Annotated in this window: 28 protein-coding genes; 12 read left to right on the top strand and 16 right to left on the bottom strand. The window is 60.9% G+C overall.

The window, feature by feature from the left end; genetic code table 11:
* Window positions 1-11 precede the first annotated feature (11 nt).
* The 14 genes from AC097R_RS15685 to AC097R_RS15620 all read right to left on the bottom strand — a co-directional run bounded on the left by AC097R_RS15685 (window position 12) and on the right by AC097R_RS15620 (window position 14,754).
* Entirely contained in the window at window positions 12-2,534 is a 2,523-nt protein-coding gene (locus AC097R_RS15685; protein ID WP_479599560.1) for a motility hub landmark protein FimV, read from the bottom strand.
* Between the two features lie 272 nt (window positions 2,535-2,806).
* Window positions 2,807-3,937 (bottom strand): aspartate-semialdehyde dehydrogenase, encoded by a 1,131-nt coding sequence (gene asd / locus AC097R_RS15680; RefSeq protein ID WP_479599062.1) that lies wholly within the window; start codon window positions 3,935-3,937, stop codon window positions 2,807-2,809.
* A 311-nt stretch (window positions 3,938-4,248) separates the two neighbouring features.
* A complete protein-coding gene (gene leuB / locus AC097R_RS15675; RefSeq protein WP_479599061.1) occupies window positions 4,249-5,319 on the bottom strand; it encodes a 3-isopropylmalate dehydrogenase in 1,071 nt (356 codons plus the stop codon).
* 73 nt (window positions 5,320-5,392) lie between these two features.
* Window positions 5,393-6,043 (bottom strand): 3-isopropylmalate dehydratase small subunit, encoded by a 651-nt coding sequence (gene leuD / locus AC097R_RS15670; RefSeq protein WP_479599060.1) that lies wholly within the window; start codon window positions 6,041-6,043, stop codon window positions 5,393-5,395.
* Window positions 6,040-6,168, bottom strand: coding sequence for an entericidin A/B family lipoprotein (locus AC097R_RS15665; protein WP_479599059.1), 129 nt, complete (start codon window positions 6,166-6,168; stop codon window positions 6,040-6,042). The genes leuD and AC097R_RS15665 overlap by 4 nt, the downstream gene beginning before the upstream one ends.
* Window positions 6,169-6,193: 25 nt before the next feature.
* Window positions 6,194-7,666 carry a 3-isopropylmalate dehydratase large subunit gene (gene leuC / locus AC097R_RS15660; protein WP_479599058.1) on the bottom strand — a complete coding sequence of 491 codons (1,473 nt, stop codon included), beginning with the start codon at window positions 7,664-7,666 and terminating at the stop codon, window positions 6,194-6,196.
* Between the two features lie 24 nt (window positions 7,667-7,690).
* Entirely contained in the window at window positions 7,691-8,626 is a 936-nt protein-coding gene (locus AC097R_RS15655; RefSeq protein WP_479599057.1) for a LysR family transcriptional regulator, read from the bottom strand.
* A gap of 189 nt (window positions 8,627-8,815) precedes the next feature.
* Window positions 8,816-10,126 (bottom strand): citrate synthase, encoded by a 1,311-nt coding sequence (gene gltA, locus AC097R_RS15650; RefSeq protein ID WP_479599056.1) that lies wholly within the window; start codon window positions 10,124-10,126, stop codon window positions 8,816-8,818.
* Window positions 10,127-10,136: 10 nt separating this feature from the next.
* Window positions 10,137-10,415 (bottom strand): FAD assembly factor SdhE, encoded by a 279-nt coding sequence (locus AC097R_RS15645; protein WP_479599055.1) that lies wholly within the window; start codon window positions 10,413-10,415, stop codon window positions 10,137-10,139.
* 21 nt (window positions 10,416-10,436) lie between these two features.
* Window positions 10,437-11,141, bottom strand: a complete 705-nt coding sequence (locus AC097R_RS15640; RefSeq protein ID WP_479599054.1) for a succinate dehydrogenase iron-sulfur subunit — start codon at window positions 11,139-11,141, stop codon at window positions 10,437-10,439.
* Window positions 11,142-11,193: 52 nt separating this feature from the next.
* The gene (gene sdhA, locus AC097R_RS15635; RefSeq protein ID WP_479599053.1) at window positions 11,194-12,984 is read right to left on the bottom strand and encodes a succinate dehydrogenase flavoprotein subunit; all 1,791 of its coding nucleotides are present in this window, start codon (window positions 12,982-12,984) and stop codon (window positions 11,194-11,196) included.
* A gap of 27 nt (window positions 12,985-13,011) precedes the next feature.
* On the bottom strand, window positions 13,012-13,377 hold the full coding sequence (gene sdhD / locus AC097R_RS15630; RefSeq protein WP_479599052.1) for a succinate dehydrogenase, hydrophobic membrane anchor protein: 366 nt from the start codon (window positions 13,375-13,377) through the stop codon (window positions 13,012-13,014).
* Between the two features lie 21 nt (window positions 13,378-13,398).
* A complete protein-coding gene (gene sdhC, locus AC097R_RS15625; RefSeq protein ID WP_310341590.1) occupies window positions 13,399-13,842 on the bottom strand; it encodes a succinate dehydrogenase, cytochrome b556 subunit in 444 nt (147 codons plus the stop codon).
* A 105-nt stretch (window positions 13,843-13,947) separates the two neighbouring features.
* A complete protein-coding gene (locus tag AC097R_RS15620) occupies window positions 13,948-14,754 on the bottom strand; it encodes a GntR family transcriptional regulator (RefSeq protein WP_479599051.1) in 807 nt (268 codons plus the stop codon).
* Window positions 14,755-14,942: 188 nt separating this feature from the next.
* On the opposite strand from AC097R_RS15620, the gene AC097R_RS15615 reads away from it, so the two are divergent.
* The 7 genes from AC097R_RS15615 (at window position 14,943) to AC097R_RS15585 (ending at window position 22,469) form a co-directional block, all read left to right on the top strand.
* A complete protein-coding gene (locus tag AC097R_RS15615; RefSeq protein ID WP_479599050.1) occupies window positions 14,943-15,929 on the top strand; it encodes a malate dehydrogenase in 987 nt (328 codons plus the stop codon).
* Between the two features lie 9 nt (window positions 15,930-15,938).
* Window positions 15,939-16,988, top strand: a complete 1,050-nt coding sequence (locus AC097R_RS15610; RefSeq protein ID WP_479599049.1) for an HpcH/HpaI aldolase/citrate lyase family protein — start codon at window positions 15,939-15,941, stop codon at window positions 16,986-16,988.
* Window positions 16,989-17,002: 14 nt separating this feature from the next.
* Window positions 17,003-17,563: a hypothetical protein gene (locus AC097R_RS15605; RefSeq protein ID WP_479599048.1), complete on the top strand. Its 561-nt coding sequence runs from the start codon at window positions 17,003-17,005 to the stop codon at window positions 17,561-17,563.
* A 65-nt stretch (window positions 17,564-17,628) separates the two neighbouring features.
* Window positions 17,629-20,250: a bifunctional aconitate hydratase 2/2-methylisocitrate dehydratase gene (locus AC097R_RS15600; RefSeq protein ID WP_479599047.1), complete on the top strand. Its 2,622-nt coding sequence runs from the start codon at window positions 17,629-17,631 to the stop codon at window positions 20,248-20,250.
* Window positions 20,251-20,326: 76 nt separating this feature from the next.
* Window positions 20,327-20,695, top strand: a complete 369-nt coding sequence (locus AC097R_RS15595) for a DMT family protein (RefSeq protein WP_479599046.1) — start codon at window positions 20,327-20,329, stop codon at window positions 20,693-20,695.
* Between the two features lie 94 nt (window positions 20,696-20,789).
* Window positions 20,790-21,437, top strand: a complete 648-nt coding sequence (locus AC097R_RS15590; protein ID WP_479599045.1) for a DUF47 domain-containing protein — start codon at window positions 20,790-20,792, stop codon at window positions 21,435-21,437.
* 21 nt (window positions 21,438-21,458) lie between these two features.
* Window positions 21,459-22,469 (top strand): inorganic phosphate transporter, encoded by a 1,011-nt coding sequence (locus tag AC097R_RS15585; protein ID WP_479599044.1) that lies wholly within the window; start codon window positions 21,459-21,461, stop codon window positions 22,467-22,469.
* Here the strand turns inward: AC097R_RS15585 and AC097R_RS15580 are convergent.
* Both AC097R_RS15580 and AC097R_RS15575 read right to left on the bottom strand, forming a co-directional pair.
* Complete coding sequence (locus AC097R_RS15580; RefSeq protein WP_479599043.1) at window positions 22,450-22,923, bottom strand: TM2 domain-containing protein; 474 nt, start codon at window positions 22,921-22,923, stop codon at window positions 22,450-22,452. The genes AC097R_RS15585 and AC097R_RS15580 overlap by 20 nt on opposite strands.
* A complete protein-coding gene (locus AC097R_RS15575) occupies window positions 22,920-23,453 on the bottom strand; it encodes an N-acetyltransferase family protein (protein ID WP_479599042.1) in 534 nt (177 codons plus the stop codon). Before AC097R_RS15575 ends, AC097R_RS15580 begins: the two co-directional genes overlap by 4 nt.
* 119 nt (window positions 23,454-23,572) lie before the next feature.
* Here AC097R_RS15575 and rpsP point away from each other — a divergent pair, with 119 nt between their 5' ends.
* The 5 genes from rpsP to AC097R_RS15550 all read left to right on the top strand — a co-directional run bounded on the left by rpsP (window position 23,573) and on the right by AC097R_RS15550 (window position 26,474).
* A complete protein-coding gene (gene rpsP / locus AC097R_RS15570; RefSeq protein WP_310341612.1) occupies window positions 23,573-23,824 on the top strand; it encodes a 30S ribosomal protein S16 in 252 nt (83 codons plus the stop codon).
* Window positions 23,825-23,881: 57 nt separating this feature from the next.
* Window positions 23,882-24,445: a ribosome maturation factor RimM gene (rimM, locus tag AC097R_RS15565; protein WP_479599041.1), complete on the top strand. Its 564-nt coding sequence runs from the start codon at window positions 23,882-23,884 to the stop codon at window positions 24,443-24,445.
* An 11-nt stretch (window positions 24,446-24,456) separates the two neighbouring features.
* Window positions 24,457-25,203, top strand: coding sequence for a tRNA (guanosine(37)-N1)-methyltransferase TrmD (trmD, locus tag AC097R_RS15560; RefSeq protein ID WP_479599039.1), 747 nt, complete (start codon window positions 24,457-24,459; stop codon window positions 25,201-25,203).
* A 115-nt stretch (window positions 25,204-25,318) separates the two neighbouring features.
* Window positions 25,319-25,690, top strand: a complete 372-nt coding sequence (rplS, locus tag AC097R_RS15555) for a 50S ribosomal protein L19 (protein ID WP_105260385.1) — start codon at window positions 25,319-25,321, stop codon at window positions 25,688-25,690.
* 121 nt (window positions 25,691-25,811) lie between these two features.
* Window positions 25,812-26,474 carry a CoA pyrophosphatase gene (locus AC097R_RS15550; RefSeq protein WP_479599038.1) on the top strand — a complete coding sequence of 221 codons (663 nt, stop codon included), beginning with the start codon at window positions 25,812-25,814 and terminating at the stop codon, window positions 26,472-26,474.
* Window positions 26,475-26,488: the final 14 nt, after the last annotated feature.

The following is a 26,488-nucleotide window of genomic DNA, read 5'->3' as shown; positions in this document are numbered from 1 at the left end:
ATGGGGAGGGCTTAGCTCAGTTTGGCCAGGGCGCGTTGGGCTTTGGCGCGCATGTCGCCGCTGGCCTCGGACACCACTTCTTCGATCAACGCTCGGGCGCCATCTTCGTCGCCGATGGAGATGAACTCTTCGGCCAGCGCCAGCTTGGTTTCCAGCGGGTCTTCGCCAACGCTGTCAGGCGCTTGCGCAGCGGCCGGAGGATCCAGATCCAGGGACAAGGAGCCCAGGTCGAATTCCATCAAACCGGTGTCCGCTGTCGGGCTGGCCGCGAGCACGGGCTCTACGGGAGCGGGGCCTGTGGGTTCAAACTTGGGTGCGGGTACATCGTCTGCCGACATTGGGGTTTCCAGCTCGTCGAGCGAGAGGGAAATCTCGGGCATGGACGGCACGGGCACGGGCACGGGGGCTGCTTGTACGGCAGGTGTATCGGGCAGGTCAAAGTCCATGTCCAGGCTGTTGTCCTGGGGTTGGGCTTCCATCTTGACCGTCTGTTCTGCGGACGGGGACGGGCTCATCGTGCCACCGGTCACATCGCTGATGGCGCTGGCGGGTTCGTCGTCCAGCGAGAAGTCCAGGTCCAGATCGAGGTCAACGCCGGAGGCCCCGCTGTCTGCCACCGCCGCGCTGGCCGGCATGGCTACGGTGCTGGCACCAAAGCTGGAGTTTCCACTGGCTGCTGGGGCTGCGCCGGCAGACGCAGGTGCGCCACCTGGTTGGTACAGCGCGTTGGTCGGGTCAATCGCCAAGCCCATTTCGCAAATGCGGGTCCAGTCAGGGCTGTTGGCACCGGTCAGCTTGTAGGCTTGGGCTGCGGTGGTCTCAAAGCTGCGGGTGTCGCGGCGTTTCGAGAAGATCTCCAGCAGCTTGGTGTGGATGGCCAGGCGCCCAGGGTTGGTACGCACCGCCTCTTTGAGGATTTCCTCAGCCTGCAGGTCGCGGCCATAGGCCAGGTACACATCGGCTTCAGCGACCGGATCCACGTCATCGGCGGCATCCAGTTGGCTGGCGGAGTACACCATGGAGGAGGCGCTGGGAGGGCCGTTGCTGGTGTCAATGCGCTGTCCGCCGCTGGCGCCGAAGAACGAGTCTGGTTGCAGGCGACTTTCCAGGAAGGCGCTGTCCACCTGGGCGGAATTTTTCTTGCGTTGGCGAATGCGGTAGGCGGCAAAACCGCCCAGCAACGCCAGCAGACCGACAGCACCTGCCGGCACCAAGGGGTCCGCCAGCAACTCGTCGAGCAGTCCGGGTTCTTCTTGCACCGGCGCTGGTACGGCCACTTTGGGCTTAGGGGCAGGAGCGGCTGCTTGTGGAGCAGGTGCCGACACGGCTGCTACCGGTGCAGAGGCTGCGGGCGCAGGTGTAGCTGCCACTGGAGCGGGTACGGGTGCCACAGCAACCGCAGGCGCGGGCGTTGCTGGCTTGGCCGCAGGTGCTGGCTCGGCGGGTGCAGCTGCCGCGGGCTTGGTGGCCGCGCCCAGCTTGTTCAGATCGCTGATGTTCTTGTTGATTTCTGCGGCGCGCGCTGCAGCGTCTTTGGCTTCGCGGTCTTTGGCAATCTTGGCCTCATCGGCCTTGCTCTGGACCGAGCCCTTGGACAGCGTGAGCTTGTCGGGCGTCGTGCTCGCAGGTTTTTTGTCCTCAACCTTGGCTTCGATGGCACCGCTGGCTTTGCGGTCGGCCGCGCCTACGGTAGCCGCGGGCGCATTGGTCGCGAGGTTGCGGCGGAAGTCGTTGAAGTCCTTGCTTTGGGCCACCACCAGCTTGGACGCTTCGGCGGCGCTCACGCTTTGGGCGCTCTCGGCCGTAGGCACGTTCAAGACAGCGCCAGCGCGGATGCGGTTCAGGTTGTCATGGACAAAGGCATCGGGGTTGGCACGCAACATGGCTACCAACATTTGGTCTAGCGACACATCGGCGGGCTTAATGCTGCCAGCGATCTTGCTGGCGGTGTCGCCCTTTTTGACAACCAATTGCTTGTCGCCGTCTGCAGGGGCAGCGGGCGCTTTGGCGACGGCCACGGGTGCGGCCGGACGTGGGGCGCTGGGTTTGCTGGTGGCTGCTACGCGCGGAGCCGGTTCGACCGCAGGCTGGGCATTGGTTGCAGGTGCTGTGCGCGGCGGGATGTTGCTGGTGGCTGGTGCCGCAGGCGTCTGGGCCAGCGTGGGTGCCGCGGGTGCTTTGCGCAGGGCGGGTGGGTCAAACAGCAGGGTGTAGTCCCGCACGATGCGCCCGGACGACCAGGTGGCCTCCAAAATCAGATCGACAAAGGGGTCGTTGATAGTGCGGTCACTGCTCAGGCGCAGGAAAGAACGGCCATCGCGGCGTACCAGCGTGGCTTGCAGGCTGGACATGGCGGGGTTGTAGTCCAACCCGGCAGCGACAAAGGCGTCTGGCAAGGCAACGCCTGCTTTCAGGGACGCAGCTTCTTCGGCGTTGATGTCCGGGATCTCGATTTCGGCACGCAAGGGCTCGCCCAGCGCTGACTGGACCGTAAGGCGACCGAGCGAAAGCGCATATGCCCCGGTTCCCGACAAGCCGAGTAGCGCAATGGCTGCAGCCGCAACAGCGGTCTTCTGCCAACGATGTGACTTAGCGATCAATTTATTAGCCTCCGGTGCTCAGGCGAGCGGCAATTTACTTATCTGTTTTCGGGCAATAAAGCCCGACTCTCAAAACGTAAAAAGTACCATAACATCAATGTCTTAGGCTGACAAGCTAAGAAAGCTTTTAACTTTCAAAGCTTGCCCCGTCCGCTATCTGCCGGTGGTCTTTATGTTGCCTTGCGACAACGTCCTGTAACAGCTTGTTACGCGTCCAGCAGGATGCGCAACATGCGGCGCAAAGGCTCTGCGGCGCCCCACAAAAGCTGGTCGCCGATGGTGAAGGCGCCCACGTATTCCGGCCCCATGGCCAGCTTGCGGATGCGGCCCACCGGAATGGTCATGGTGCCGGTCACCGCCACGGGGGTCAGGTCCTGGATGGTGGCTTCGCGGGTGTTGGGCACCACTTTGACCCACTCGTTGTCGGCGGCGATCATGGCCTCAATGTCAGCCACGGGCACATCCTTCTTCAGTTTGAAGGTCAGGGCCTGGCTGTGGCAGCGCATCGCACCTACACGCACGCAGAAGCCGTCCACAGGAATAGCGCTGGAGCCAAAGCCTTCGCCCAAGCCCAGAATCTTGTTGGTTTCGGCCATGCCTTTCCACTCTTCCTTGGACATGCCGTTGCCCAGGTCCTTGTCGATCCACGGGATCAGGCTGCCGCCCAGGGGCACACCGAAGTTGGCGGTTTCGGCGCTGGTCAGCGCGCGCTGCTTGGCGATGACCTTGCGGTCAATCTCCAGAATCGCGCTCTTGGGGTCGTCCAGCAGGGCTTTGACTTCGGCGTTCAGCGTGCCGTATTGCGTGAGCAGTTCGCGCATGTGCTGGGCACCGCCGCCGGAAGCCGCCTGGTAGGTCTGGGTGCTCATCCACTCGACCAGACCGGCCTTGTAGAGGGCGCCCACACCCATCAGCATGCAGCTCACGGTGCAGTTGCCGCCGACCCAGTTCTTGCCGCCCTTGGCCAGCGCGTCCTTGATGACGGGCATGTTGACCGGGTCCAGGATGATGACCGCGTCTTTTTCCATGCGCAGGGTGGAGGCGGCGTCAATCCAGTGGCCATTCCAGCCGGCGGCACGCAGCTTGGGGAAGACTTCGCTGGTGTAGTCACCGCCTTGGGCAGAAATGATGATGTCGCATCGCTTGAGCGCATCGATGTTGAAGGCGTCTTGCAGCGTGGTTTCGTTCTTGGCCCAGGCCGGAGCCTTGCCGCCGGAGTTGCTGGTGGAGAAGAACAGGGGTTCGATCAGGTCGAAATCCTTCTCTTGCACCATGCGGTCCATCAAAACCGAGCCGACCATGCCGCGCCAGCCGACCAAACCTACCAACTTGCTCATATCAACGCCTTTTCAAATAGTTAAACAAACGATGCTCTTACACGGGTGTTTATGGACTGTTTGCCCGGCTCGTCTGGCCGGGTGGGCGCACGACGAACCAGGCTGGGTCAGCCCTTAATGGTCGTGGTTTTGGTGATGGTTGCGCGCGCGGCCTTGCTTGCCAGGGCGGCAGAAGCAATGCTCAAGGAGAGGGGGCGGGCGGCAAACATGGGTTTATTGTAGCCCAAAACAAGAATTTTTTGCCCCGCGCGGACTGAATTGGTTTTGAAGTGGCAGGGCAACAACGCGGTGTGTCGCCCTGCGGATGGTCGTTACACCAGCGCCTTCACCACGGCGTCGCCCATCTCCTTGGTGCTGGTGCGGGTGGTGCCTTCGCTGTAGATATCGGCCGTGCGGAACCCTTGCTCCAACACCTTTTTCACCGCGGCTTCAATGCGCAAGGCGGCAGCTTCCTGGTTCAGGCTGAAGCGCAGCATCATGGCGGCACTCAAGATGGTGGCCAGCGGGTTGGCAATACCTTTGCCGGCAATGTCGGGCGCGCTGCCGTGGCTGGGTTCGTACAGGCCCTGGTTGCTGCTGTTCAGGCTGGCCGAAGGCAGCATGCCAATGGAGCCGGTCAGCATCGAGGCTTCGTCCGAGAGAATGTCGCCGAACATGTTGCCGGTCACCAGCACGTCAAACTTCTTGGGCGCCTTGACCAGTTGCATGGCGGCGTTGTCCACCAGCATGTGGTCCAGTTCTACGTCAGGGTACTGCTGGCCCACTTCGACCATCACGTCCTTCCACAGCTGCGAGGTTTCCAGCACATTGTTTTTGTCCACGCTGGTCACGCGCTTGTTGCGCTTCTGGGCCGCCTGGAAGGCCACGTGGGCGATACGTTCGATCTCAGGGCGGCTGTAGCGCATGGTGTCGAAGGCTTCTTCCGCACCGGGGAAGTGGCCATCGGTGGCGATGCGGCGGCCGCGCGGCTGGCCGAAGTAAATGTCACCCGTCAGTTCGCGGATGATGAGAATGTCCAGACCAGCAATCAGCTCAGGCTTGAGGCTGGAGGCACCGACCAGTTGCTCGTAACAAATGGCGGGGCGGAAATTGGCGAACAGGCCCAGGTTCTTGCGCAGGCCCAGGATGGCCTGTTCGGGGCGGAACTGGCGCTCCAGCTTGTCGTACTTCCAGTCGCCTACGGCGCCGAACAGCACGGCGTCGGCTTCCTTGGCCAGCTTTAGAGTGGCTTCGGGCAGGGGATGGCCATATGCGTCGTAAGCCACACCGCCCACTAAAGCGGTTTCCATTTCCAGGGGGAGGGCCAACGCGTTCAGCACCTTGACGGCTTCTGCGACGATTTCGGTACCAATGCCGTCACCCGGCAACACTGCGATCTTCATAAATATTCCTGGTCAGTTGGGGACAGAGCTAAAGATCTGTCTCGCAAAATTTCGCTATTAAATTGGTAGCTGCTCACGCAGTCATCGTGCGGGCTAGCCACGATTTTTGTGCCAAACGCTGGGCTTCGAAGGCCTTGATCTTGTCAGCATGGCGCAGGGTCAGACCAATGTCGTCAAAGCCGTTGATCAGGCAGTACTTGCGGAAGGCCTGCACATCAAAAGGAATCTCTTCGCCCTGGGGCTTTACGATGACTTGGCGCTCCAGATCGATGGTGAGCTGGTAGCCGGGGAACGCCAAGGCCTCGTTGAACAACTGGTCCACCTGGGCTTCCGTCAGCACGATAGGCAACATGCCGTTTTTGAAGCTGTTGTTGAAGAAGATGTCGGCGTAGCTGGGCGCGATGATGGCGCGAAAGCCATACTGGTCCAGCGCCCAGGGCGCGTGTTCGCGTGAGGAGCCGCAGCCGAAATTCTTGCGCGCCAGCAGGATGGATGCGCCCGCGTAGCGCGGCTGGTTCAGCACAAAGTCGGGGTTGGGTTTGCGGCTGGCCGGGTCCTGACCGGGAAAGCCCGCATCCAGGTAGCGCCATTCGTCAAACAGGTTTTGGCCGAAGCCTGTCTTGCGGATGGACTTGAGAAACTGTTTGGGGATGATGGCATCCGTGTCCACGTTCTCGCGGTCCATGGGCGCAACCAGGCCCTTGTGGATGGTGAATTTGTTCATTTCTTGGCTGCGCCTTCAATTTTTTCGCCGGCCTTCTGGATGTCCTGGCCCACGCCTTTGACGGTATTGCAAGCGGTCAGCATGAGCAGGAACGATGCGGCGATCAGGGTGATGAGTGTTTTCATAGGGGTACTCCTAGAGTGCAAAGGCTTAGCTGAACTTACGGATGTCGACAAAGTGGCCGTGGATGGCGGCTGCGGCGGCCATCGCCGGGCTGACCAGGTGGGTGCGACCACCGGCGCCCTGGCGGCCTTCAAAATTGCGGTTGCTGGTAGAGGCACAGCGCTCACCCGGTTCCAGCCGGTCCGCATTCATCGCCAGGCACATGGAGCAACCGGGCTCGCGCCACTCAAAGCCCGCGGCCTTGAAGATTTCGTGCAGGCCTTCGCGCTCCGCTTGGTCCTTGACCAGGCCGGAGCCCGGCACCACCATCGCCAGTTTGATGTTTTTGGCGACTTTTTGGCCCAGCTTCTTCACCACTGCGGCAGCTTCGCGCATGTCTTCGATGCGGCTGTTGGTGCAGGAGCCAATGAAGACCTTGTCGACAAACAGATCGTCCAGCGCCTTGCCGGGCTCCAAGCCCATATAGGTCAATGCACGTTCGATGGCGCCGCGTTTGTTGGCGTCCTTTTCTTTGTCCGGATCAGGTACGCGGGCGTCGATCCCAAGCACCATCTCGGGCGAGGTGCCCCAGGTCACTTGCGGCACGATTTGGTTGGCATCCAGTTCGACCACAGTGTCGAAATGCGCACCCGCATCGGAATGCAGCGTCTTCCAGAACGCCACAGCCTGGTCCCATTCCACGGCAGCGGCTTCGGGGCTGGCCGCGTTCGCGCCGGGGGCCAGTGGGCGGCCTTTGACGTAGTCAATGGTTTTTTCGTCCACAGCCACCAAGCCCGCGCGTGCGCCCGCTTCGATGGCCATGTTGCAGACGGTCATGCGGCCTTCCATGCTCAGCGCACGGATGGCGGTGCCGCCAAATTCGATGGTGTAGCCCGTGCCGCCGGCCGTGCCGATCTTGCCGATGATGGCCAAGACAATGTCCTTCGCGGTGATGCCGTGGGCGACCGCGCCGTCTACCTTCACCAGCATGTTCTTGGCTTTTTTTGCCAGCAGCGTTTGAGTTGCCATCACGTGCTCGACCTCACTGGTGCCAATGCCGTGGGCCAGCGCACCAAATGCGCCGTGGGTGGACGTGTGCGAGTCGCCGCAGACCACGGTCATGCCCGGCAAGGTCGCGCCGTTCTCAGGCCCGATAACGTGGACGATGCCTTGGCGTTTGGACAGAAAAGGGAAGTAAGCCGCAGAGCCGAACTCGCTGATGTTGGAGTCCAGCGTCATGACCTGTTCTTTGCTGGTGGGGTCGGTGATGCCGTCGTAACCGCGTTCCCAGCCGGTGGTGGGCGTGTTGTGGTCGGCCGTGGCCACGATGGAGCTCACGCGCCAGACTTTGCGGCCGGCCACGCGCAGGCCTTCAAAGGCTTGGGGGCTGGTCACTTCGTGGACCAGGTGGCGGTCAATGTAGAGGATGGACGTGCCGTCCTCTTCCGTGTGGACGACGTGGTCGTCCCACAATTTGTCGTACAGCGTACGGCCACTTGTCTGCGTGCTGGTGCTTGCCATGGTGTTCCTTGTGAGTGTTCGATTTTATGCCGTGGGGCTGGGGATGGTTGGGGGTTGCGTCAGGTGGTCGACCAGCAGCCGCGCGGTGCGCGGCAGGGTGGAAAAATCGCGTGCCACCAAATCGATGCTGCGCTGAGCCCAGGTGTCAGTCAGGGGGATGGACACCAGCGCGCCCACGCCCTGCATGAGGGTAAAAGCCTGTTGCGGCATCACGCCAATGCCCAGGCCGTTGTGGATCATGCGGCACATGGCATCCAGGCCAGTCACTTGGATGCGCAGTTTGAGTGTGCGGCCCAGTTGGGCGGCGGCCTGGCGCATGGTCAGGTAAATGGAGCTGTTGGAGTGCAAGCCGACCAAGTCAAACGCGAGGGCGTCTTCAAAGGCGAGGGCGTCGTGCGCGGTCAGCGGATGCCCGGCGGGCACGATCAGCACCAGCTGGTCTTGGCGGTAAGGCAGGCGCTGCAACTCTCCGGTGCCGCCTGCGGTGTTGCAAATGCCCAGGTCCGCGGCGCCTTCCTGCACGGCGCGAATCACCTCGCTGCTCAGGTGCTCTTCAAGGTCGATTTTGACTTCGCGGTGCTCGCGGCTAAAGGCTCCCAGGTCTTCGGGAAGAAACTGCACGATGGCGGAGATGCTGGCGTGGATGCGCACGTGGCCGCGCACGCCGTCCGCGTATTCGCTGAGCTCACCTTGCATTTTTTCCAGGCTGAACAGCACGGTACGCGCATGGTGCAGCAGGCTTTCGCCGGCCGGGGTCAGGTCCACACCGCGCGTGTGGCGGTACAGCAGCGTGGTGTCCAGCGTAGCCTCCAAATCGCTCAGGCGCTTGCTGACAGCGGAAGGGGCGATGAACTCACGCTCCGCCGCCTTGGCAATGCTGCCCAACTCGCAGACGGCCACGAACAACTGAAGCGATGTCAGGTCGATGCGGCGGGCAAAACTGCGTTCTGTGCTTTTCATGGGACTAATGGCATCGCGGTTTGCGATGAATTGCGATTTTGCAACGGCTATTGTTACTTTGTCATCGCATTTTGCGATGGCTGACATGGCGCCGCGATGCCCGCCATCGCCCTCGGATCCGGGGTCGGACGTAAAAAAAACCGCCCGGTGTTGCCACCTGGCGGTTGTTCTAGCGGGATACCTGGGAAATCAGCGTTGGCCGATAGGCACCACGTCGCGCTTTTCGGAGCCAGTGAACAGCTGGCGCGGGCGGCCAATCTTGTACTCGGGGTCGCCAATCATCTCGTTCAATTGGGCAATCCAGCCCACGGTGCGGGCCAGCGCGAAGATCGCGGTGAACAGGCTCACCGGGATACCAATGGCGCGCTGCACGATGCCGGAGTAGAAGTCCACATTGGGGTAGAGCTTGCGCTGCACGAAGTAGTCGTCTTCCAGGGCGATCTTTTCCAGGGCCATGGCCAGCTTGAACAGAGGATCGTTTTCCAGACCCAAGGCGGTCAGCACTTCCTTGCAAGTCTCTTGCATGAGCTTGGCGCGGGGGTCGTAGTTCTTGTACACGCGGTGGCCAAAGCCCATCAGCTTGACGCCGGAGCTCTTGTCCTTGACCTGTTCCATGAACTGGCCGACCTTGGAGATGCCGCCCATGCGCTGGATGTCTTCCAGCATGTTCAGGCAGGCTTCGTTGGCGCCACCGTGGGAAGGGCCCCACAGGCAGGCCACACCAGCGGCAATGGCCGCAAACGGGTTGGTGCCGGACGAGCCACACAGGCGCACGGTGGAGGTGGATGCGTTTTGCTCGTGGTCCGCGTGCAGGATGAAGATGCGGTCCAGCGCACGTTCGATCACGGGGTTCACCACATACTCTTCGCACGGTGTGGCGAACATCATGTGCAAGAAGTTACCTGCGTAGCTCAGGTTGTTCTTGGGGTACATGTAGGGCTGACCTGCACTGTATTTGTAGGCCATGGCGACCAGCGTGGGCATCTTGGCGATCAGGCGAATGGCCGAGATCTCGCGGTGCTCAGGATTGTTGATGTCCGTGCTGTCATGGTAGAAGGCAGACATTGCGCCGACCAAGCCGGTCATGATGGCCATAGGGTGCGCGTCGCGGCGGAAACCACGCAAGAAGAACTGCATCTGCTCGTTGACCATGGTGTGCTGGGTCACGCGCTTGGTGAAGTCGGCCTTGCCGGCGGCATTGGGCAGGTTGCCGTACAGCAGCAGGTGGCAGGTTTCCATGAAGTCGCAGTTGGTGGCCAACTGCTCGATGGGGTAGCCGCGGTACAGCAGTTCGCCCTTGTCACCATCGATGTACGTAATGGCGGACTGGCAGGATGCCGTTGACAAAAAGCCTGGGTCATAGGTGAACATGCCCGTTTGCGCGTACAGCTTGCGGATGTCCACCACATCGGGGCCGACGTTGCCGTGGTACACCGGCAAATCGACGCTGGGGCTGCCGTTACTGAACGACAGGGTGGCTTTGTTGTCAGCTAGTTTCATCTTTCGCCTTTCAGAGAGGTTCTCTCAACATTTTCAAAACTTCGTGCACGTCCGCACGGTCCAATTGCGCGTCCACCTGGGCAAGCGACTTGCGTGCCAATTGCACGTCCAGCAGGTCGTTGTCGCTCAGGTCCATCAGGGCTGCCAAGGCATCGCCCTGGCGGGCCGTCAAAGTGGGGCTGAACCGCTGAAAGAAGCGCTCGATGAACAAGTCGTTTTCCAGCAGGCCGCGGCGGCAACGCCACTGCAGCTTGCTCAATGCCCGTTCGTCGATCAGTGCTTCAGTCACGTGCTACTTGCCTGGTAAAGGTCAGACGGTCCGCAGGACCATCATTTCCTTGATTTTGCCAATCGCCTTGGTCGGGTTCAGTCCTTTAGGGCACACATCGACGCAGTTCATGATGGTGTGGCAGCGGAACAGGCGGTAGGGGTCTTCCAGGTTGTCCAGGCGCTCGGCGGTGGCTTCGTCGCGGCTGTCCGCAATAAAGCGGTAGGCCTGCAGCAAACCGGCGGGGCCCACGAACTTGTCGGGGTTCCACCAGAAGCTGGGACAGGAGGTGGAGCAGCTCGCGCACAAGATGCATTCGTACAGGCCGTTGAGCTCTTCGCGCTCTTCTGGGCTTTGCAGACGTTCTTTTTCGGGCGGTACGGTGTCGTTGATCAGGTAGGGCTTGATCGAGTTGTACTGTTTGAAGAAGTCGGTCATATCGACGATCAGGTCGCGGATGACAGGCAGGCCGGGCAGGGGCTTCAACACGATCTTGCCGGGCAAAGTCAGCATGTTGGTCAGGCAGGCCAGGCCGTTTTTGCCGTTGATGTTCATCGCATCCGAGCCGCACACGCCTTCGCGGCAAGAGCGGCGGAAGGAGATCGTGGGATCCACGGCCTTGAGCTTCATCAAAGCATCCAGCAGCATGCGCTCATGGCCATCGAGTTCCACCTCGATGTCCTGCATATAGGGCTTGGCGTCCTTGTCCGGATCGTAGCGGTAGATGGAGAAAGTGCGTTTGGTCATAAGTGTTCCTTAGTCAGTTGGGGACAGAGCTAAAGATCTGTCCTGCAATTCCTCAAAATGTCCGGACTTTGAGTGGCACGGAATCCACCGTCAAAGGCTTCATCTGCACAGGCTTGTAAGAGAGGCGGTTGCCTTCGCTGTACCACAGCGTGTGCTTGTGCCATTCCTTGTCGTTGCGGCCGTTGGGGTGCTCGACGGAGTCGCTGTAGTCGTCCACCGTGTGCGCGCCACGGCTCTCGTGGCGGGCAGCGGCAGACACGATAGTGGCCTGTGCCGCTTCGATCAGGTTCTCCACTTCCAGCGCTTCGATGCGCGCAGTGTTGAACACCTTGGACTTGTCTTTCAGGTTGATCGCATTGACGCGGTCACGCAGGGCTGCGATTTTCTCCACGCCTTCGTCCATGCTCTTCTGCGTGCGGAACACACCCGCGTGTTGCTGCATCGAGGCGCGCATGTCGTTGGCCACGTCCTGGGCGTATTCGCCGCTGGTGGCATTGTCCAGGCGGGAAACGCGGGCCAGGGTGCGGTCTGCCGCATCCTTGGGCAAGTCTTTGTGCGACTTGCTGGTCTTGATGTAGTTGACGATGTGGTTGCCGGCTGCGCGGCCAAACACCAGCAAGTCGAGCAGCGAGTTGGTGCCCAGGCGGTTGGCGCCATGCACGCTCACGCAAGAGCATTCGCCCACGGCGTACAAGCCGTTGACGACCTGGTTGTGCACATCACCGTTTTGCACGACCACCTGGCCGTTCACGTTGGTGGGAATGCCACCCATTTGGTAATGGATGGTAGGCACAACAGGAATCGGTTCTTTGGTGATGTCCACGTTGGCGAAGTTGACGCCGATCTCGTATACCGAAGGCAGGCGCTTGTGGATGGTGTCGGCACCCAGGTGGTCCAGCTTCAGCAGCACGTAGTCTTTGTTCGGGCCACAGCCGCGGCCTTCCTTGATTTCCTGGTCCATGGAGCGGGACACGAAGTCGCGCGGTGCCAAGTCTTTCAAGGTGGGCGCATAGCGCTCCATAAAGCGTTCGCCATTGCTGTTGAGCAGAATGGCGCCTTCGCCGCGGCAGCCCTCGGTCAGCAACACGCCGGCACCGGCGACGCCAGTGGGGTGGAACTGCCAGAACTCCATGTCTTCCAACGGGATGCCAGCGCGTGCTGCCATGCCCAGACCGTCGCCGGTGTTGATGAAGGCGTTGGTGGAGGCGGCAAAGATGCGGCCTGCGCCACCGGTGGCCAACAGCGTGGTCTTAGCTTCCAGGATGTGGATGTCGCCTGTTTCCATTTCCAGTGCGGTCACGCCGACCACGTCGCCTTCGGCGTCACGGATCAGATCGAGTGCCATCCACTCCACAAAGAAGCTGGTCTTGGCTGCAACGTTTTGCTGGTACAGCGTGTGCAGCATGGCATGACCGGTGCGGTCGGCCGCCGCGCAGGCGCGCTCCACGGCTTTTTCACCGTAGTTGGCGGTGTGGCCACCGAATGGGCGCTGGTAAATCGTGCCATCGGGGTTGCGGTCAAATGGCATGCCCATGTGCTCCAGGTCGTACACGACCTTGGGTGCTTCGCGGCACATGAATTCGATCGCGTCCTGGTCGCCGAGCCAGTCGGAGCCCTTGACGGTGTCGTAGAAGTGGTAATGCCAGTTGTCGTCGTTCATGTTGCCCAGCGAGGCACCGATGCCGCCCTGGGCTGCCACGGTGTGCGAACGGGTGGGGAACACTTTGGAGAGAACAGCGACGTTCAGCCCGGCACGGGCCAGTTGCAGGGACGCGCGCATGCCGGAGCCACCTGCGCCGACGATGACAACGTCAAATTTACGTTTGGATACGGAGTAAGACATGAATGGATTGCCTGTTAGGAAGGGAGATCAGAGACGCCACAGGACCTGGATGGCCCAGCCGGCGCAGCCGACGAGCCAGACAATGGCAAACACCTGCAGAGACAGGCGGATAGAGACGGGTTTGACATAGTCCATCCAGACATCACGGATGCCGACCCACACGTGGTACAGCATGGCCACGATGACCGAGAAGGTCAAAACCTTCATCCACTGGGAGGAGAAAATGCCTGCCCATTTGTCGTAGCCAATGGGGCCTTTGGAAAAGATCACCTGGGCCAGCACCACCAGGGTGAACAGGGCCATCAACACCGCGGTGACGCGCTGCGCCAACCAGTCGCGCAGACCGTAGTGCGCGCCAACGACGACACGCTTGGAACCGTAATTCACTGCCATTTTTTGATTTCCTTTTTTGAATTAGTAGGCGCCAAACAGCTTGAGCGCTAGGGCCAGTGTCAGCACCGAGCCCAAGGTCAGTGTCACGATGGCCGAGGAGCGACCAAATTCTTTGCTCACGGCGTGGTTGATGTCCATCCACAGATGGCGCAGGCCTGCGATGAAGTGGTGCAGGTAGGCCCAGATGATGGCCAGTGCCACCAGTTTGATGAACCAGCCCGGAACAAAACCCAGGCCCACAGTGAATGCGCTGCTGAACTTAGCAAATGAGATTTCCGAGGATACGGAGGTGTCAAACATCCAGATAATGAAAGGCATCAGGATGAACATGATGACGCCACTGACGCGGTGCAGGATGGACACCCAGCCTGCGGGGGGCAAACGGTAGGTGGGTAGATCCGAGAGGGCGTTGATGTTGCGGAATTCGGGCCGTGGGCGTTTGGATGCAGAGGCGAGCTCAGTCATGGATGGGCTTTCTTGGTGGTAACTGGTATGTAATTTTTGGCGCAGCCAGCCAAAATTCTATTGCACCGCACCAATCTGACGTTGGACTTGCACGGTAAAGGCCGCTCAATTTAGCGCATTTCGATAGTAATGTGTGTCGGTCAGGTACAGGCCGCGGCGCATTTCCATGGGCGTGTCGTTGTAGGTGAACGCTGTGCGTTCCACGCTCAGCAGCGGTGTTTGTTGCGTGGTGTGCAGCAGCTGGCATTGCTCAGCATCCGGCAGCACCGCGCGAATTTTTTCTTCGGCACGCACCATGCGCACGCCAAATTCGGTTTCAAACAGCGCATACATCGGGCCGTTGTAGCCCGCCAGGCGTTCTGCTGTCAGCCCTTTGAAAGGGGTGCCGGGCAACCACAGGTCTTCCAGAATCGTGGGTACGCCCGCGAACGACAGCACGCGCCGCACCTGCAGCACCGCATCGGCCGGGCGCAGTGCCAGGGCCCGCGCCACTTCGGCCGAGGCGCGCAGGCGCTTGCAGTCGATGATCTTGCGCTGGGCAGGGCCTTCGCTGTTGGGGTCGCCGTTGTCAGGGAAGAGCTTCAAGAAGCGGTACTGCACATGGTGCTCGGCATGGGTAGCCACAAAGGTGCCTTTGCCCTGGCGGCGTACCAGCAGGTTTTCTGCGGCCAGTTCGTCAATCGCCTTGCGCACCGTGCCCTGGCTCACCTTGAAGCGTGCAGCCAGTTCCAGTTCACTGGGGATCGCGGCGCTGGGCTTCCACTCACCGCTTTGCAGGCTTTGCAGCATCAGCACCTTGATTTGCTGGTACAGCGGGCTGAAAGCGGGCGTGAGGCCGGCGCCCGTGGTCGTGCCCGCATCGGCATCTGCGGAGGCAGAACTATCGCTCGAATGGGGTGGGGTGGCGGCCATGGTGCAGAGGGGTGGAGTCAGCGTCGGGTCAGTCTTTAAACTGGCGCAATCATATCTTATATAAGACATAAGACAAATTGACGCAGTGCGGAATTCGGGAGTAAACTCCGGCGCATTCTGCAGCGCAACACGGATTGCGAAAAGCGCTGGTCCCACGCCGTTTTCACCACACTTCCTGGAGTTTTACCATGAGCAAGAAACCCGTCCGCGTTGCCGTTACCGGCGCAGCTGGCCAAATCGGATACGCCATTCTGTTTCGCATCGCCTCCGGCGAAATGTTGGGCAAGGACCAGCCCGTCATTCTGAGCCTGTTGGAAGTGCCTGTCGAGAAGGCGCAGCAGGCTTTGCAAGGCGTGATCATGGAGTTGCAAGATTGCGCATTCCCTCTGTTGGTGGGCATTGAAGCGCACAGCGATCCCCTGGCTGCGTTCAAAGATGTGGACTACGCGCTGCTGATTGGTTCGCGTCCTCGCGGCCCCGGCATGGAGCGTGCCGAATTGTTGGCCGTGAACGCAGAAATTTTCACCGCGCAAGGCAAGGCCCTGAACGCTGTGGCCAGCCGCAATGTCAAGGTGCTGGTGGTGGGCAACCCCGCCAACACCAACGCCTACATCGCCATGAAGAGTGCGCCTGACCTGCCACGCAAGAACTTCACTGCCATGCTGCGCCTGGACCACAACCGTGCCCTGAGCCAGATCGCCGCCAAGACCGGCAAGGCCGTGGCCGACATCGAAAAGATGGCCGTGTGGGGCAACCACTCGCCCACCATGTACGCCGACTACCGCTTTGCCACCATCAACGGACAAAGCGTCAAGACCCTGATCAACGACGAAGTGTGGAACAAAGACACCTTCCTTCCCACCGTGGGCAAGCGCGGCGCGGCCATCATCGCGGCCCGTGGCGTGTCTTCCGCCGCTTCTGCAGCCAACGCCGCCATCGACCACATGCGTGATTGGGCCTTGGGCACCAATGGCAAGTGGGTGACCATGGGTATTCCTTCGGACGGCCAGTACGGCATCCCCAAGGACACCATGTTCGGCTTTGCCGTGACCTGCGAAGGTGGCGAGTACAAGCTGGTGGAAGGCCTGGAAGTGGACGCGTTCAGCCAAGAGCGCATCAACATCACGCTCAAAGAGCTGCAAGACGAGCAAGCTGGCGTCGCCCACCTGCTGTAATCGACGGACGTGACCCATCCGCGTGACGTTCTTCTTGGCGCTCAGGGCGCGGCAGGCAGCTTGCCTGTGTGCGACCACTACAGCGGCGTGGAAGCGCGGATGGTCAAAAGCCTGCAACTGCAGGCCGAGATGACGGAAGAGTTCGGGGCCTGCGTCTTTGACGTGACCCTGGACTGCGAGGATGGCGCCCCTGTCGGGGGCGAAGATGACCATGCAAATATGGTCGTAGCCCTCGCCAATGCTGCGCAAGCAGCTCCCAATTTAATAGCAAAAGGCCTGCGCCGCAGAGTCGGTGTGCGTGTGCACGCCGTCGACCATGCGGAGTTTGCGTCCGATGTACGAACCGTGGTGGGCTTAGCCGGTGCGGCGCTGAGCTACCTCATGGTGCCCAAAGTGGAGTCGGTCAGGGATGTGGATAGCGCTGTTGCCGCAATCGATGCCGCCACTGCACCCGGTGTCCCGCCTTTACCTCTGCATGTGCTGATCGAGTCGCCCGCCGCGGCACACCGTGCTTTTGAGATCGCGGCCCACCCTCGGGTGCAGTCGATCAGCTTTGGCCTGATGGACTTTGTCTCCAGCCACGGGGGGGCAATTCCCTCGTCCGCCATGGGTGTGCGTGCCGCGGATGACGGCACCTCGCTGGACCAGTTTCACCACCCGTTGGTGCTGCGGGCCAAGACAGATATTTCCAGCGCCTGCCATGCCCATGGCAAGGTGCCTTCGCACTGCGTGGTGACCGAGTTCAAGGACTCCGCCGCACTGTTGCGCGCCGCCACAACGGCGGCCCAGGCCCTGGGTTTCACCCGGATGTGGAGCATCCACCCCGACCAGATCCGCCCGATCCTGGAAGCTTTTGCCCCCACGGAAGACGAAGTGGCGCTGGCCGCACACATCGTGCAGCAAGCCCAGCGCCAGGAGTGGGCGCCGATCTCCGTCGCAGGCAAGTTGCACGACCGCGCCAGCTACCGGTATTTCTGGCAGGTACTGGAGCGCGCGCACCAGACCGGCCGGGCGCTCCCCGCAGACGCGGCGGCCTATTTTTCTACGTCAGTCCATTGAGGTCAGGGTTCATCATGCTGAAGTTGTCACTGTCGGGTGTGTTGCTGGTGCTGCTGATGGCGCCTTTGGCGCAGGCCGCTGGCCCGGTGGCCAAAGTGAAGAAAGCTGCCAAGCCCCGCCTAGTGGTGGTGCAGCCAGCGGTGGCAGAGGCCGCACCTGCCGAGCTGCCGCCTGAGCACTTGGCCGTGGCCCAGCGCGTGGCTGTGGGCACCGTGCCCTGCGAACTGGGCGCGCAGGTGAAGATTTCTGCGCACCAGACTTGGGCTGGGCGCTTTGTACTGGAGCATGGGCGCCAGAAGTACCAGATGGCCCCCGTGCCCACCAGCACCGGCGCTGTGCGCCTGGAAGATCCGGTCAGCGGCGCCGTGTGGCTGCAGCTGGCCAATAAATCGATGTTGATGGACCAAAAGTTGGGCCGGCGTCTGGCGGACGAGTGCATGAACTCCGGGCAGGCAGTGGTGGCCGAAGCCCTGCTGCGCACACCGGCACCGAGTTTGCTTGAGCCCTTGGTCAACGCACCTGCTGTGGCGGCTGCCGAACCCCAACCCGAAGCGGTGGCAACCGCTACCAAATAGATAGCTGCTCGCGCATATCCCACGGGGGCTAGCGCGGTATTTTATTGTTACTGAAGGAGAAAATGATGTTGAAAGCCTACCGAGACCATGTGGCCGAACGCGCTGCGCTGGGGATTCCCCCGCTGCCCCTGTCTGCCCAACAGACCGGCGAACTGATTGAGTTGCTGAAGAACCCGCCCGCCGGCGAAGCAGCCACGCTGGTAGACCTGATCACCTACCGCGTGCCCGCGGGCGTGGATGACGCTGCCAAGGTCAAGGCCAGCTACCTGGCCGCTCTGGCCCATGGCACCCAAAAGTGCGATCTGATCAGCCGCGAAAAAGCGACCGAACTGCTGGGCACCATGCTGGGCGGCTACAACATCAGCCCGCTGATTGAGCTGCTGGACGATCCCGATGTGGGCGCTGTCGCAGGCAATGGCCTGAAGAAGACTTTGCTGATGTTCGACCAGTTCCACGACGTGGCCGAAAAAGCCAAGGCCGACAACCCCAACGCCAAGTCCGTGCTGCAAAGCTGGGCCGACGCCGAGTGGTTCACCAGCCGCCCCGAAGTGCCCCAGTCCATCACAGTCACCATCCTCAAGGTGACCGGCGAGACCAACACCGACGACCTGTCTCCCGCGCCCGACGCCTGGAGCCGCCCCGACATCCCGCTGCACGCTTTGGCGATGCTGAAGAACAAGCGCGATGGCCAACCAGTAGAAGCAGCGCCCGAAGAAGACGGCAAGCGCGGCCCGGTCAAGTTCATCGAAGACCTGCGCGCCCGTGGCAACCTGGTGGCCTACGTGGGCGACGTGGTGGGCACCGGCTCCAGCCGCAAGTCCGCTACCAACAGCGTGCTGTGGTTTACCGGCGAAGACATCCCCTTTGTGCCGAACAAGCGTTTCGGTGGCGTTTGCCTGGGTACCAAAATCGCGCCCATCTTCTACAACACCATGGAAGACGCGGGCGCCTTGCCTATCGAGCTCGACGTGAGCCAGATGAACATGGGCGATACGGTGGAGCTGCGCCCCTACGACGGCAAGGCCTTCAAGGACGGCAAAGAGATCGCCTCCTTCCAGGTGAAGAGCGACGTGCTGTTTGACGAAGTGCGCGCCGGTGGCCGTATTCCCCTGATCGTTGGCCGTGGCCTGACCGCCAAAGCCCGCGAGACCCTGGGCCTGCCTCCGTCCGAGCTGTTCCGCCTGCCGCAAAACCCCGCCAACACCAACAAGGGCTTCAGCCTGGCGCAGAAGATGGTCGGCCGCGCCTGCGGTCTGCCCGCTATCGACGGTGTGCAGCAGGGCGTGCGCCCCGGTACTTACTGCGAACCCAAGATGACATCCGTCGGTTCGCAAGACACCACCGGCCCCATGACCCGCGACGAGCTGAAGGACCTGGCCTGCCTGGGCTTCAGCGCTGACCTGGTCATGCAATCCTTCTGCCACACGGCTGCGTACCCCAAGCCCGTGGACGTGAAGATGCACCACGAGCTGCCCGACTTCATCAGCACGCGCGGCGGTATCTCGCTGCGCCCCGGTGATGGTGTGATTCACTCTTGGTTGAACCGCCTGCTGCTCCCCGACACCGTGGGCACCGGTGGCGATAGCCACACGCGCTTCCCCATCGGCATCAGTTTCCCCGCAGGCTCCGGTTTGGTGGCATTTGCCGCTGCCACAGGCGTGATGCCTTTGGACATGCCCGAGTCCGTCTTGGTGCGTTTCAAAGGCAAGATGCAAAACGGCGTCACCCTGCGTGACCTGGTCAACGCCATCCCGCTGTACGCCATCAAGGCCGGTCTGCTGACCGTCGAGAAGAAGGGCAAAAAGAACATCTTCTCTGGCCGCATTCTCGAAATCGAAGGTCTGCCAGACCTGAAGGTCGAGCAGGCATTCGAGTTGTCCGACGCTTCCGCCGAACGCTCTGCCGCCGGTTGCACCGTGCACCTGAACAAAGAACCCATCATTGAGTACATCAACAGCAACATCACCATGATGAAGTGGATGATTGCCAATGGGTACTCCGATGCCCGCACCTTGGCCCGCCGCATTGCAGCGCAAGAAGCCTGGTTGCGCGATCCCCAGTTGCTCAAGGGTGACGACGATGCCGATTACGCAGCCGTCATCGAGATTGATCTGGCCGACATCCACGAACCCATCGTGGCCTGCCCGAACGATCCGGACGACGTGAAGACTTTGGCCGACGTCGCTGGCGCCAAGATCGATGAAGTGTTCATCGGCTCCTGCATGACCAACATTGGCCACTTCCGCGCGGCGTCCAAGCTGCTGGAAAACAAGCGCGATATTCCGGTCAAGCTGTGGGTGGCCCCGCCCACCAAGATGGACGCCAAGCAACTCAGCGACGAAGGCCACTATGGCGTGCTGGGCAGTGCCGGTGCGCGCATGGAAATGCCGGGTTGCAGTTTGTGCATGGGCAACCAGGCGCAGGTGAAGGAGGGCGCCACTGTGTTCTCCACCTCCACCCGCAATTTCCCCAACCGCTTGGGCAAAAACAGCAATGTGTACCTGGGCTCGGCCGAACTGGCCGCCATCTGTTCCAAGCTGGGTCGCATCCCCACCAAGGAAGAGTACCTGACCGACATGGGCGTGCTGACCGCGGCCAGCGACACGGTGTACCAGTACCTGAACTTCGACAAGATCGGTGACTACACCGAGTCGGCTGCCACGGTCACAGAAGGCGTGGCTGCGTAAGACTGCGAGTCTCCTGACGCAAAAGCCCCGTGGTGTAAACCAGGGGGCTTTTTTCTTGGGTGGAGATAATTGGGAGATGAACTTTCTCAGCAGCATCCCCCTCTCTCTGCAAACCATTTTGCTCTTGGTGGCCAGCAATGTGTTCATGACATTTGCCTGGTACGGCCACCTGAAAAGCCTGGCCACGGTGCCTTGGTACACCGCCGCGCTGGTGAGCTGGGGCATCGCCCTGTTTGAGTACCTGTTGCAGGTGCCGGCCAACCGCATTGGCTTTCAGCAGGCTGGATTTTCGGTGGCGCAGCTGAAAATCATGCAGGAAATCATCACCCTGACGGTGTTTTTGCCATTTGCCATGATTTACCTGAAGCAGCCCTTCAAGCTGGACTTCGTCTGGGCCGGACTGTGCATGGTGGGTGCCGTCTACTTTATTTTCCGCAGCGCCTGAATCGCGCCAGATACCCCCGGGTTACGGGCGGTTAAACTCCGCGCAGTCTAGATTTGGTCACAAGACCGACATATTTCATCGTTAGGAGCCCGTGATGCTGTTTGGTAAGTTGTTGCCGCGTGAAGGCAATTTTTTTGAGATGTTCAACCAGCACGCGGACCGCATCGTGGAGGCTGCCCACGCTTTCTCCAAGCTGGTGGCCAACTACAACGACCTGGACTTGCGTGCCAAGTACAACCAAGAAGTGGACGACGCCGAGCGCGCTGCTGACCGCGTCACGCACGATGTCAACAAAGCCATCCACATCACTTTCATCACGCCGATCGACCGTGAGCAGATCCATTCCCTGATCAACACCATGGACGACGTGGCCGATCTGATTCAGGATTCGGCCGAAACCATGGCGCTGTACGACGTGCGCCACATGACCGAAGAAATCGTGCGCTTGACCGACCTGAGCGTGAAGTGCTGCGAGCGCCTGCGTGACGCCGTCAAGCTGTTGGACCACATTGCCGACCACCACACGGCCGAAGCTGCGCTCAAGACCTGCGAAGAGATCGACCGCCTGGAGTCCGATGCCGATCGCGTGATGCGCACGGCCATGAGCAAGTTGTTCCGCGAAGAACCCGATGTGCGCGAGCTGATCAAGCTCAAGGCCATTTACGAGCTGCTGGAAACCATCACCGACAAGTGCGAGGATGTGGCCAACGTGATCGAAGGCATCATTCTCGAAAATTCCTGATCCCGACTGCGGTACCTAGTTATGCAAAACGTACAGGCAGCCCTGTGGGTGGTGATGTTGCTGGTGGCGCTGGCCATCATGTTCGACTTCATGAACGGGTTTCATGATGCCGCGAACTCGATTGCCACCGTGGTCTCCACCGGTGTGCTCAAGCCCGGTCAGGCGGTGCTGTTCGCCGCCTTCTTCAACCTGATTGCCATTTTTATCTTCCACCTGAGCGTGGCTGCTACGGTGGGCAAGGGGATCGTGCAGCCCGGTGTGGTCGATGTGCACGTGGTGTTTGGTGCTCTGGTGGGCGCCATCTCTTGGAACGTCATTACCTGGATCTACGGCATCCCCAGTTCGTCGTCGCACGCGCTGATTGGTGGCATCGTAGGTGCGGTGATTGCCAAGTCCGGGGCGAGCGCTTTGGTCTCCGAAGGCATTTTGAAAACGGTCGCTTTCATCTTCATCTCGCCTTTGCTGGGCTTCATCCTGGGGTCGATGATGATGGTGTTGGTGGCTTGGGTTTTCCGGCGCACCCGGCCTTCGCGCATCGACAAGTGGTTCCGCCGCTTGCAGTTGCTGTCCGCCGGCGCCTACAGCCTAGGACACGGCGGCAATGACGCGCAAAAAACCATCGGCATCATCTGGATGATGCTCATCGCCACGGGCTACGTGGCCGCTGAAGACAAGTCGCCGCCTTCCTGGGTGATCATCTCCTGCTACATGGCCATCGGCGCGGGCACCATGTTTGGTGGCTGGCGCATTGTGAAAACCATGGGCCAAAAAATCACCAAGCTCAAGCCCGTGGGCGGCTTCTGCGCCGAGACCGGTGGGGCGTTGACCCTGTTCCTGGCCACGGCGCTAGGCGTGCCCGTGTCTACCACGCATACCATCACCGGTGCCATCGTGGGGGTGGGCTCCACCCAACGCGCCAGCGCCGTGCGCTGGGGCGTGGCGGGCAACATCGTGTGGGCTTGGGTGCTGACGATTCCTGCTGCAGCCTTTGTTGCCGCGATTGCCTACTGGTTCAGTCTGCAGATTTTTTAACCGGAGCCGGTTGCGACAGCGACTGGGCACCCTCGATCTGGTATTCAAAGTAGCGCTGAAAGCTGAAGGCAATGCTGGCCATCAGCACCGTGGTGCCCACCGCCAGCGCGGCACCCACGCCCACAATGGTGAGCCAGTGGGTGGCGCCAGCTGGCGCATCCTCAGGGGCTTGTGCGTTGAAGCGTTGGTTCCACTTCTCAGGCGCCATCAGCCCATAGACGATGGCGTTCAGCGCGCAGCCCGCTAAAGTAAAGCCCAGCATTGGGATTAGCAGCCAGCTCCACAGATCATCCACGCCCAAGGTGCGTGCGCGCCACACCCCGTAAGCCCCCAGCAGCGTCGGAATGGGCAGCAGGCGTGCCAACGTGTCATAGCGCCCCAGCAGGTACCAGCGGTGCAGGCCCAGTGCGCCCAGCAAAAAAGTCAGCCACACAGCCAGTGTCTTGTTTTTCATGCGGCCACATCCGCAGCCGGGGTGCTGTTGCCTGCACCGATAAAGCGCTCCATCAGCACCACATCCAGCCAGCGCTCAAACTTCCAGCCACACGACGAGAGCACGCCCACCTGCGAAAAACCGCAGCTGCGGTGCACTCCGATGGAGCCCTGGTTGGCAGAGTCGCCAATCACCGCGATCAGTTTGCGCACGCCGGCGCGCTCGGCCTGGGCCATCAGCTCCTGCAGCAGCAGGCGCCCCAGACCCCGCCCTGCAGCTGCCGGTGCCAGGTAAATCGAGTCTTCAGCCGAGAAACGGTAGGCCGGGCGGGGCTTGAACCAGTTGCAGTAGGCAAAGCCGATGACGCCGGTGGCATCTTCCAGTACCAGGTAGGGCAGCCCTTTGGACAACACGTCGGCCCGGCGACCGCTTATATCCGCTTCCGTAGGGGGCGTGATCTCGAAAGTACCGGTGCCATGGAGCACGTGGTGGGCGTAAATAGCGGTCATCGCAGCGACGTCGGCATCGGTGCTGGGGCGAATTTTTGTCATGAAGATGGAAAACGTTATAATGGGGAGCTATTCAGAGTGTCACTGGCCGGGTGGTCAGTTGCGTGTCTCAACTCTGAATTTAATGGCTGAATTTTTTTCAGTCACCCAAAGGATAAATCATGGTCGTCATTCGACTCGCCCGTGGCGGTGCAAAAGCTCGCCCGTTTTTCAATATTGTTGTTGCAGACAAGCGCACCCGTCGTGACGGCCGCTTCATTGAGCGTATCGGTTTTTACAACCCGATCGCCACAGCCAACGAAGAAAGCATCCGCATTGCCCAGGATCGCCTGACGTACTGGAAGGGCGTTGGCGCCCAAGCGTCTCCCACCGTGGAACGCCTGATCAACCAAGCTGCTAAAAAAGCAGCCTAATGGGTCCTGTCGGTCGCGCGGTGCAAGCTGCCTGACCGACACCATTTCCCCCCAAACATGCTTGCTGGCCTCGAAGCTGCTGAACTGCCAGCGGACGCCATTGAAGTAGGGCGCATCGCAGATGCGTGGGGGATCAAGGGCTGGTTCAAAGTCCTGCCCTATAGCGCCGATCCTGAAGCGCTTTTCTCTTCCAAGCGCTGGTTTCTGTTGCCGACTGAAAAAGGTGTCAAAACCTTCACGGGCACGGTGCAAGTGGCTGTCAAGGAAGTGAAAGAACACTCCGACACCGTGGTGGCCTGTGCCCACGACGTCGATGACCGCAATGCCGCCGAGGCACTGCGCGGTGCGCGTATCTTTATTTCACGTGCCAGCTTTCCCACTGCCGCCCAAGACGAGTACTACTGGGTCGACCTGATTGGCCTGAACGTGGTCAATCGTCAGGATGAGGACTTGGGCGTCGTGCGTGAACTGCTGTCCACTGGTCCGCAAACCGTGCTGGTGCTCGAGTACCAGCAAGATGGCAAACCCCAAGAACGCATGATTCCGTTCGTCTCCGCCTATGTGGACGAGGTGGACCTGGCTGGCAAGCGCATCCGAGTGGACTGGCTTGCCGACTACTGAGCGACAAGCGCATGCGCTTTGACGTCATCACGCTGTTTCCCGAGCTGTTTGAGCCGTTTCTCAAGGTCGGCATCACCCGCCGCGCCTACGAGACCGGGCAGGTGCGGGTGCAACTGACCAACCCCAGAGACTTTGCCAGTGGTAACTACCGACGTGTGGACGATCGCCCGTTTGGGGGTGGGCCCGGCATGGTGATGATGGCGGAGCCGCTGGAAAAAGCCGTGCTGGCCATTCGTGCCAGCCGCAATGACAACGCGCCCGTGTTGCTGTTCTCGCCGATTGGCCAGACCCTGAACCATGATGCCGTGGAACGCTGGTCCGCCAGCGAGGGCGCCATCTTGGTCTGTGGCCGTTACGAGGGTCTGGACCAGCGCTTTATCGACCGCTACGTCGATGGACAAATCAGCTTGGGCGATTTTGTGCTATCGGGTGGCGAGTTGGCGGCCATGGCCATGCTGGATGCCATTGCACGCCTGCAGCCCGGCGTGCTCAGTGATGCCGACAGCCACCACCAGGACAGCTTCAACCCCGCGCTGGACGGTCTGCTGGACTGCCCCCACTACACCCGCCCCGAAACCTGGTCAGAGCAGCCCGTGCCTGCTGTGCTGATGTCGGGCCACCATGAGCAAATCGAGCGCTGGCGGCGTGAACAGCGCCTGGCGCTGACGGCACAACACCGCCCTGATTTGCTGGACGCCGCACGCCAGCAGGGGCTGCTGGACAAGCGCGACGAGCAGTATTTGGCTGGCAAGCCCTGAGCTTGCTATAATTGCGGGCTAACCGATCCTCTGCTCGGCCAGGCCACGCTTCCTCGGGAAGGCTGTGGTTGGTACCAATTCCGGTGCCGGCGCTTGCAAGATCACGAAGGAAATCATGAACCTGATCCAAACTCTTGAGCAAGAAGAAATTGCTCGCCTGGGTAAAACCATCCCAGAATTCGCCCCCGGCGACACCGTGGTGGTGAGCGTGAACGTCGTTGAAGGCACCCGCAAGCGCGTGCAGGCTTACGAAGGTGTTGTGATTGCCAAGCGCAATCGCGGCCTGAACAGCGGCTTCATCGTGCGCAAGATCTCTAGCGGCGAAGGCGTGGAACGTACATTCCAAACCTACAGCCCCCTGATCGCCAGCATCGAAGTCAAGCGCCGTGGTGACGTGCGCCGTGCCAAGCTGTACTACCTGCGTGACCGCAGCGGCAAGTCGGCGCGTATCAAGGAAAAGCTGCCAGCAAAGAAGACAGCCGCGTAATCTAACGCACTGTTTTTTGGCAGATAAGCCGCCCCAGCATTGTCTGCGGCGGCTTTTTTCATGGCCCTTTCGGTTTTTCCTTTCCATGTGATGGGTATGATTTCCCGTGGCCGTCCCTCCCATGTTTGATCCCAGTTTGGTGCCTGTCGTCAGCACGGACCACCACTTGCCAGCAGTACCTGCGCACGCCTTGCAGAGCGCTGCATTGCGGCTGCGCTTCGCCCATCCGCCTGCCTGGTCTCCCCAATTCCACACCGAGCCCAAATTTTCCAGCCGGGCGCCTGCCCATGCCTCGGTGTTGATTCCGCTGGTGATGCGTGGTGAGCAACTCACCGTGCTGCTCACCCAGCGCACGGCGCATTTGTCCAGCCATTCGGGGCAGGTGGCGTTTCCCGGGGGCAAGGCGGATCCGGAGGATGCCGACGCGGTAGCCACGGCTTTGCGCGAGGCACAGGAGGAGATTGGTCTCGACCCTAGCCATGTAGAGGTGATCGGCAGCATGCCCACCTACACCACGGGCAGCGCCTATGTGGTCACGCCAGTGGTGGCCCTGGTGCAACCGGGCATGGCCTTGACGCTGAATTCCGATGAGGTGGCGGATGCGTTTGAAGTGCCGCTGCAGTACCTGATGAACCCTGCCCACCACCGGCACCACGTGGTGGAGTGGGAAGGCGCGCGCCGCGAATGGATCTCCATGCCGTATCAGGACGGTGCGCAGCAGCGCTTTATCTGGGGTGCGACGGCCGGCATGTTGCGCAATCTGTACCAGTTTTTGCTGATTTAGCAGTGCTGGTACGG

The sequence above is a fragment of the Rhodoferax sp. ZS1R25 genome (assembly GCF_056521335.1).
Note: the sequence above shows the minus strand (reverse complement) of the source record. Positions and strands in the feature narration are given on the sequence as shown.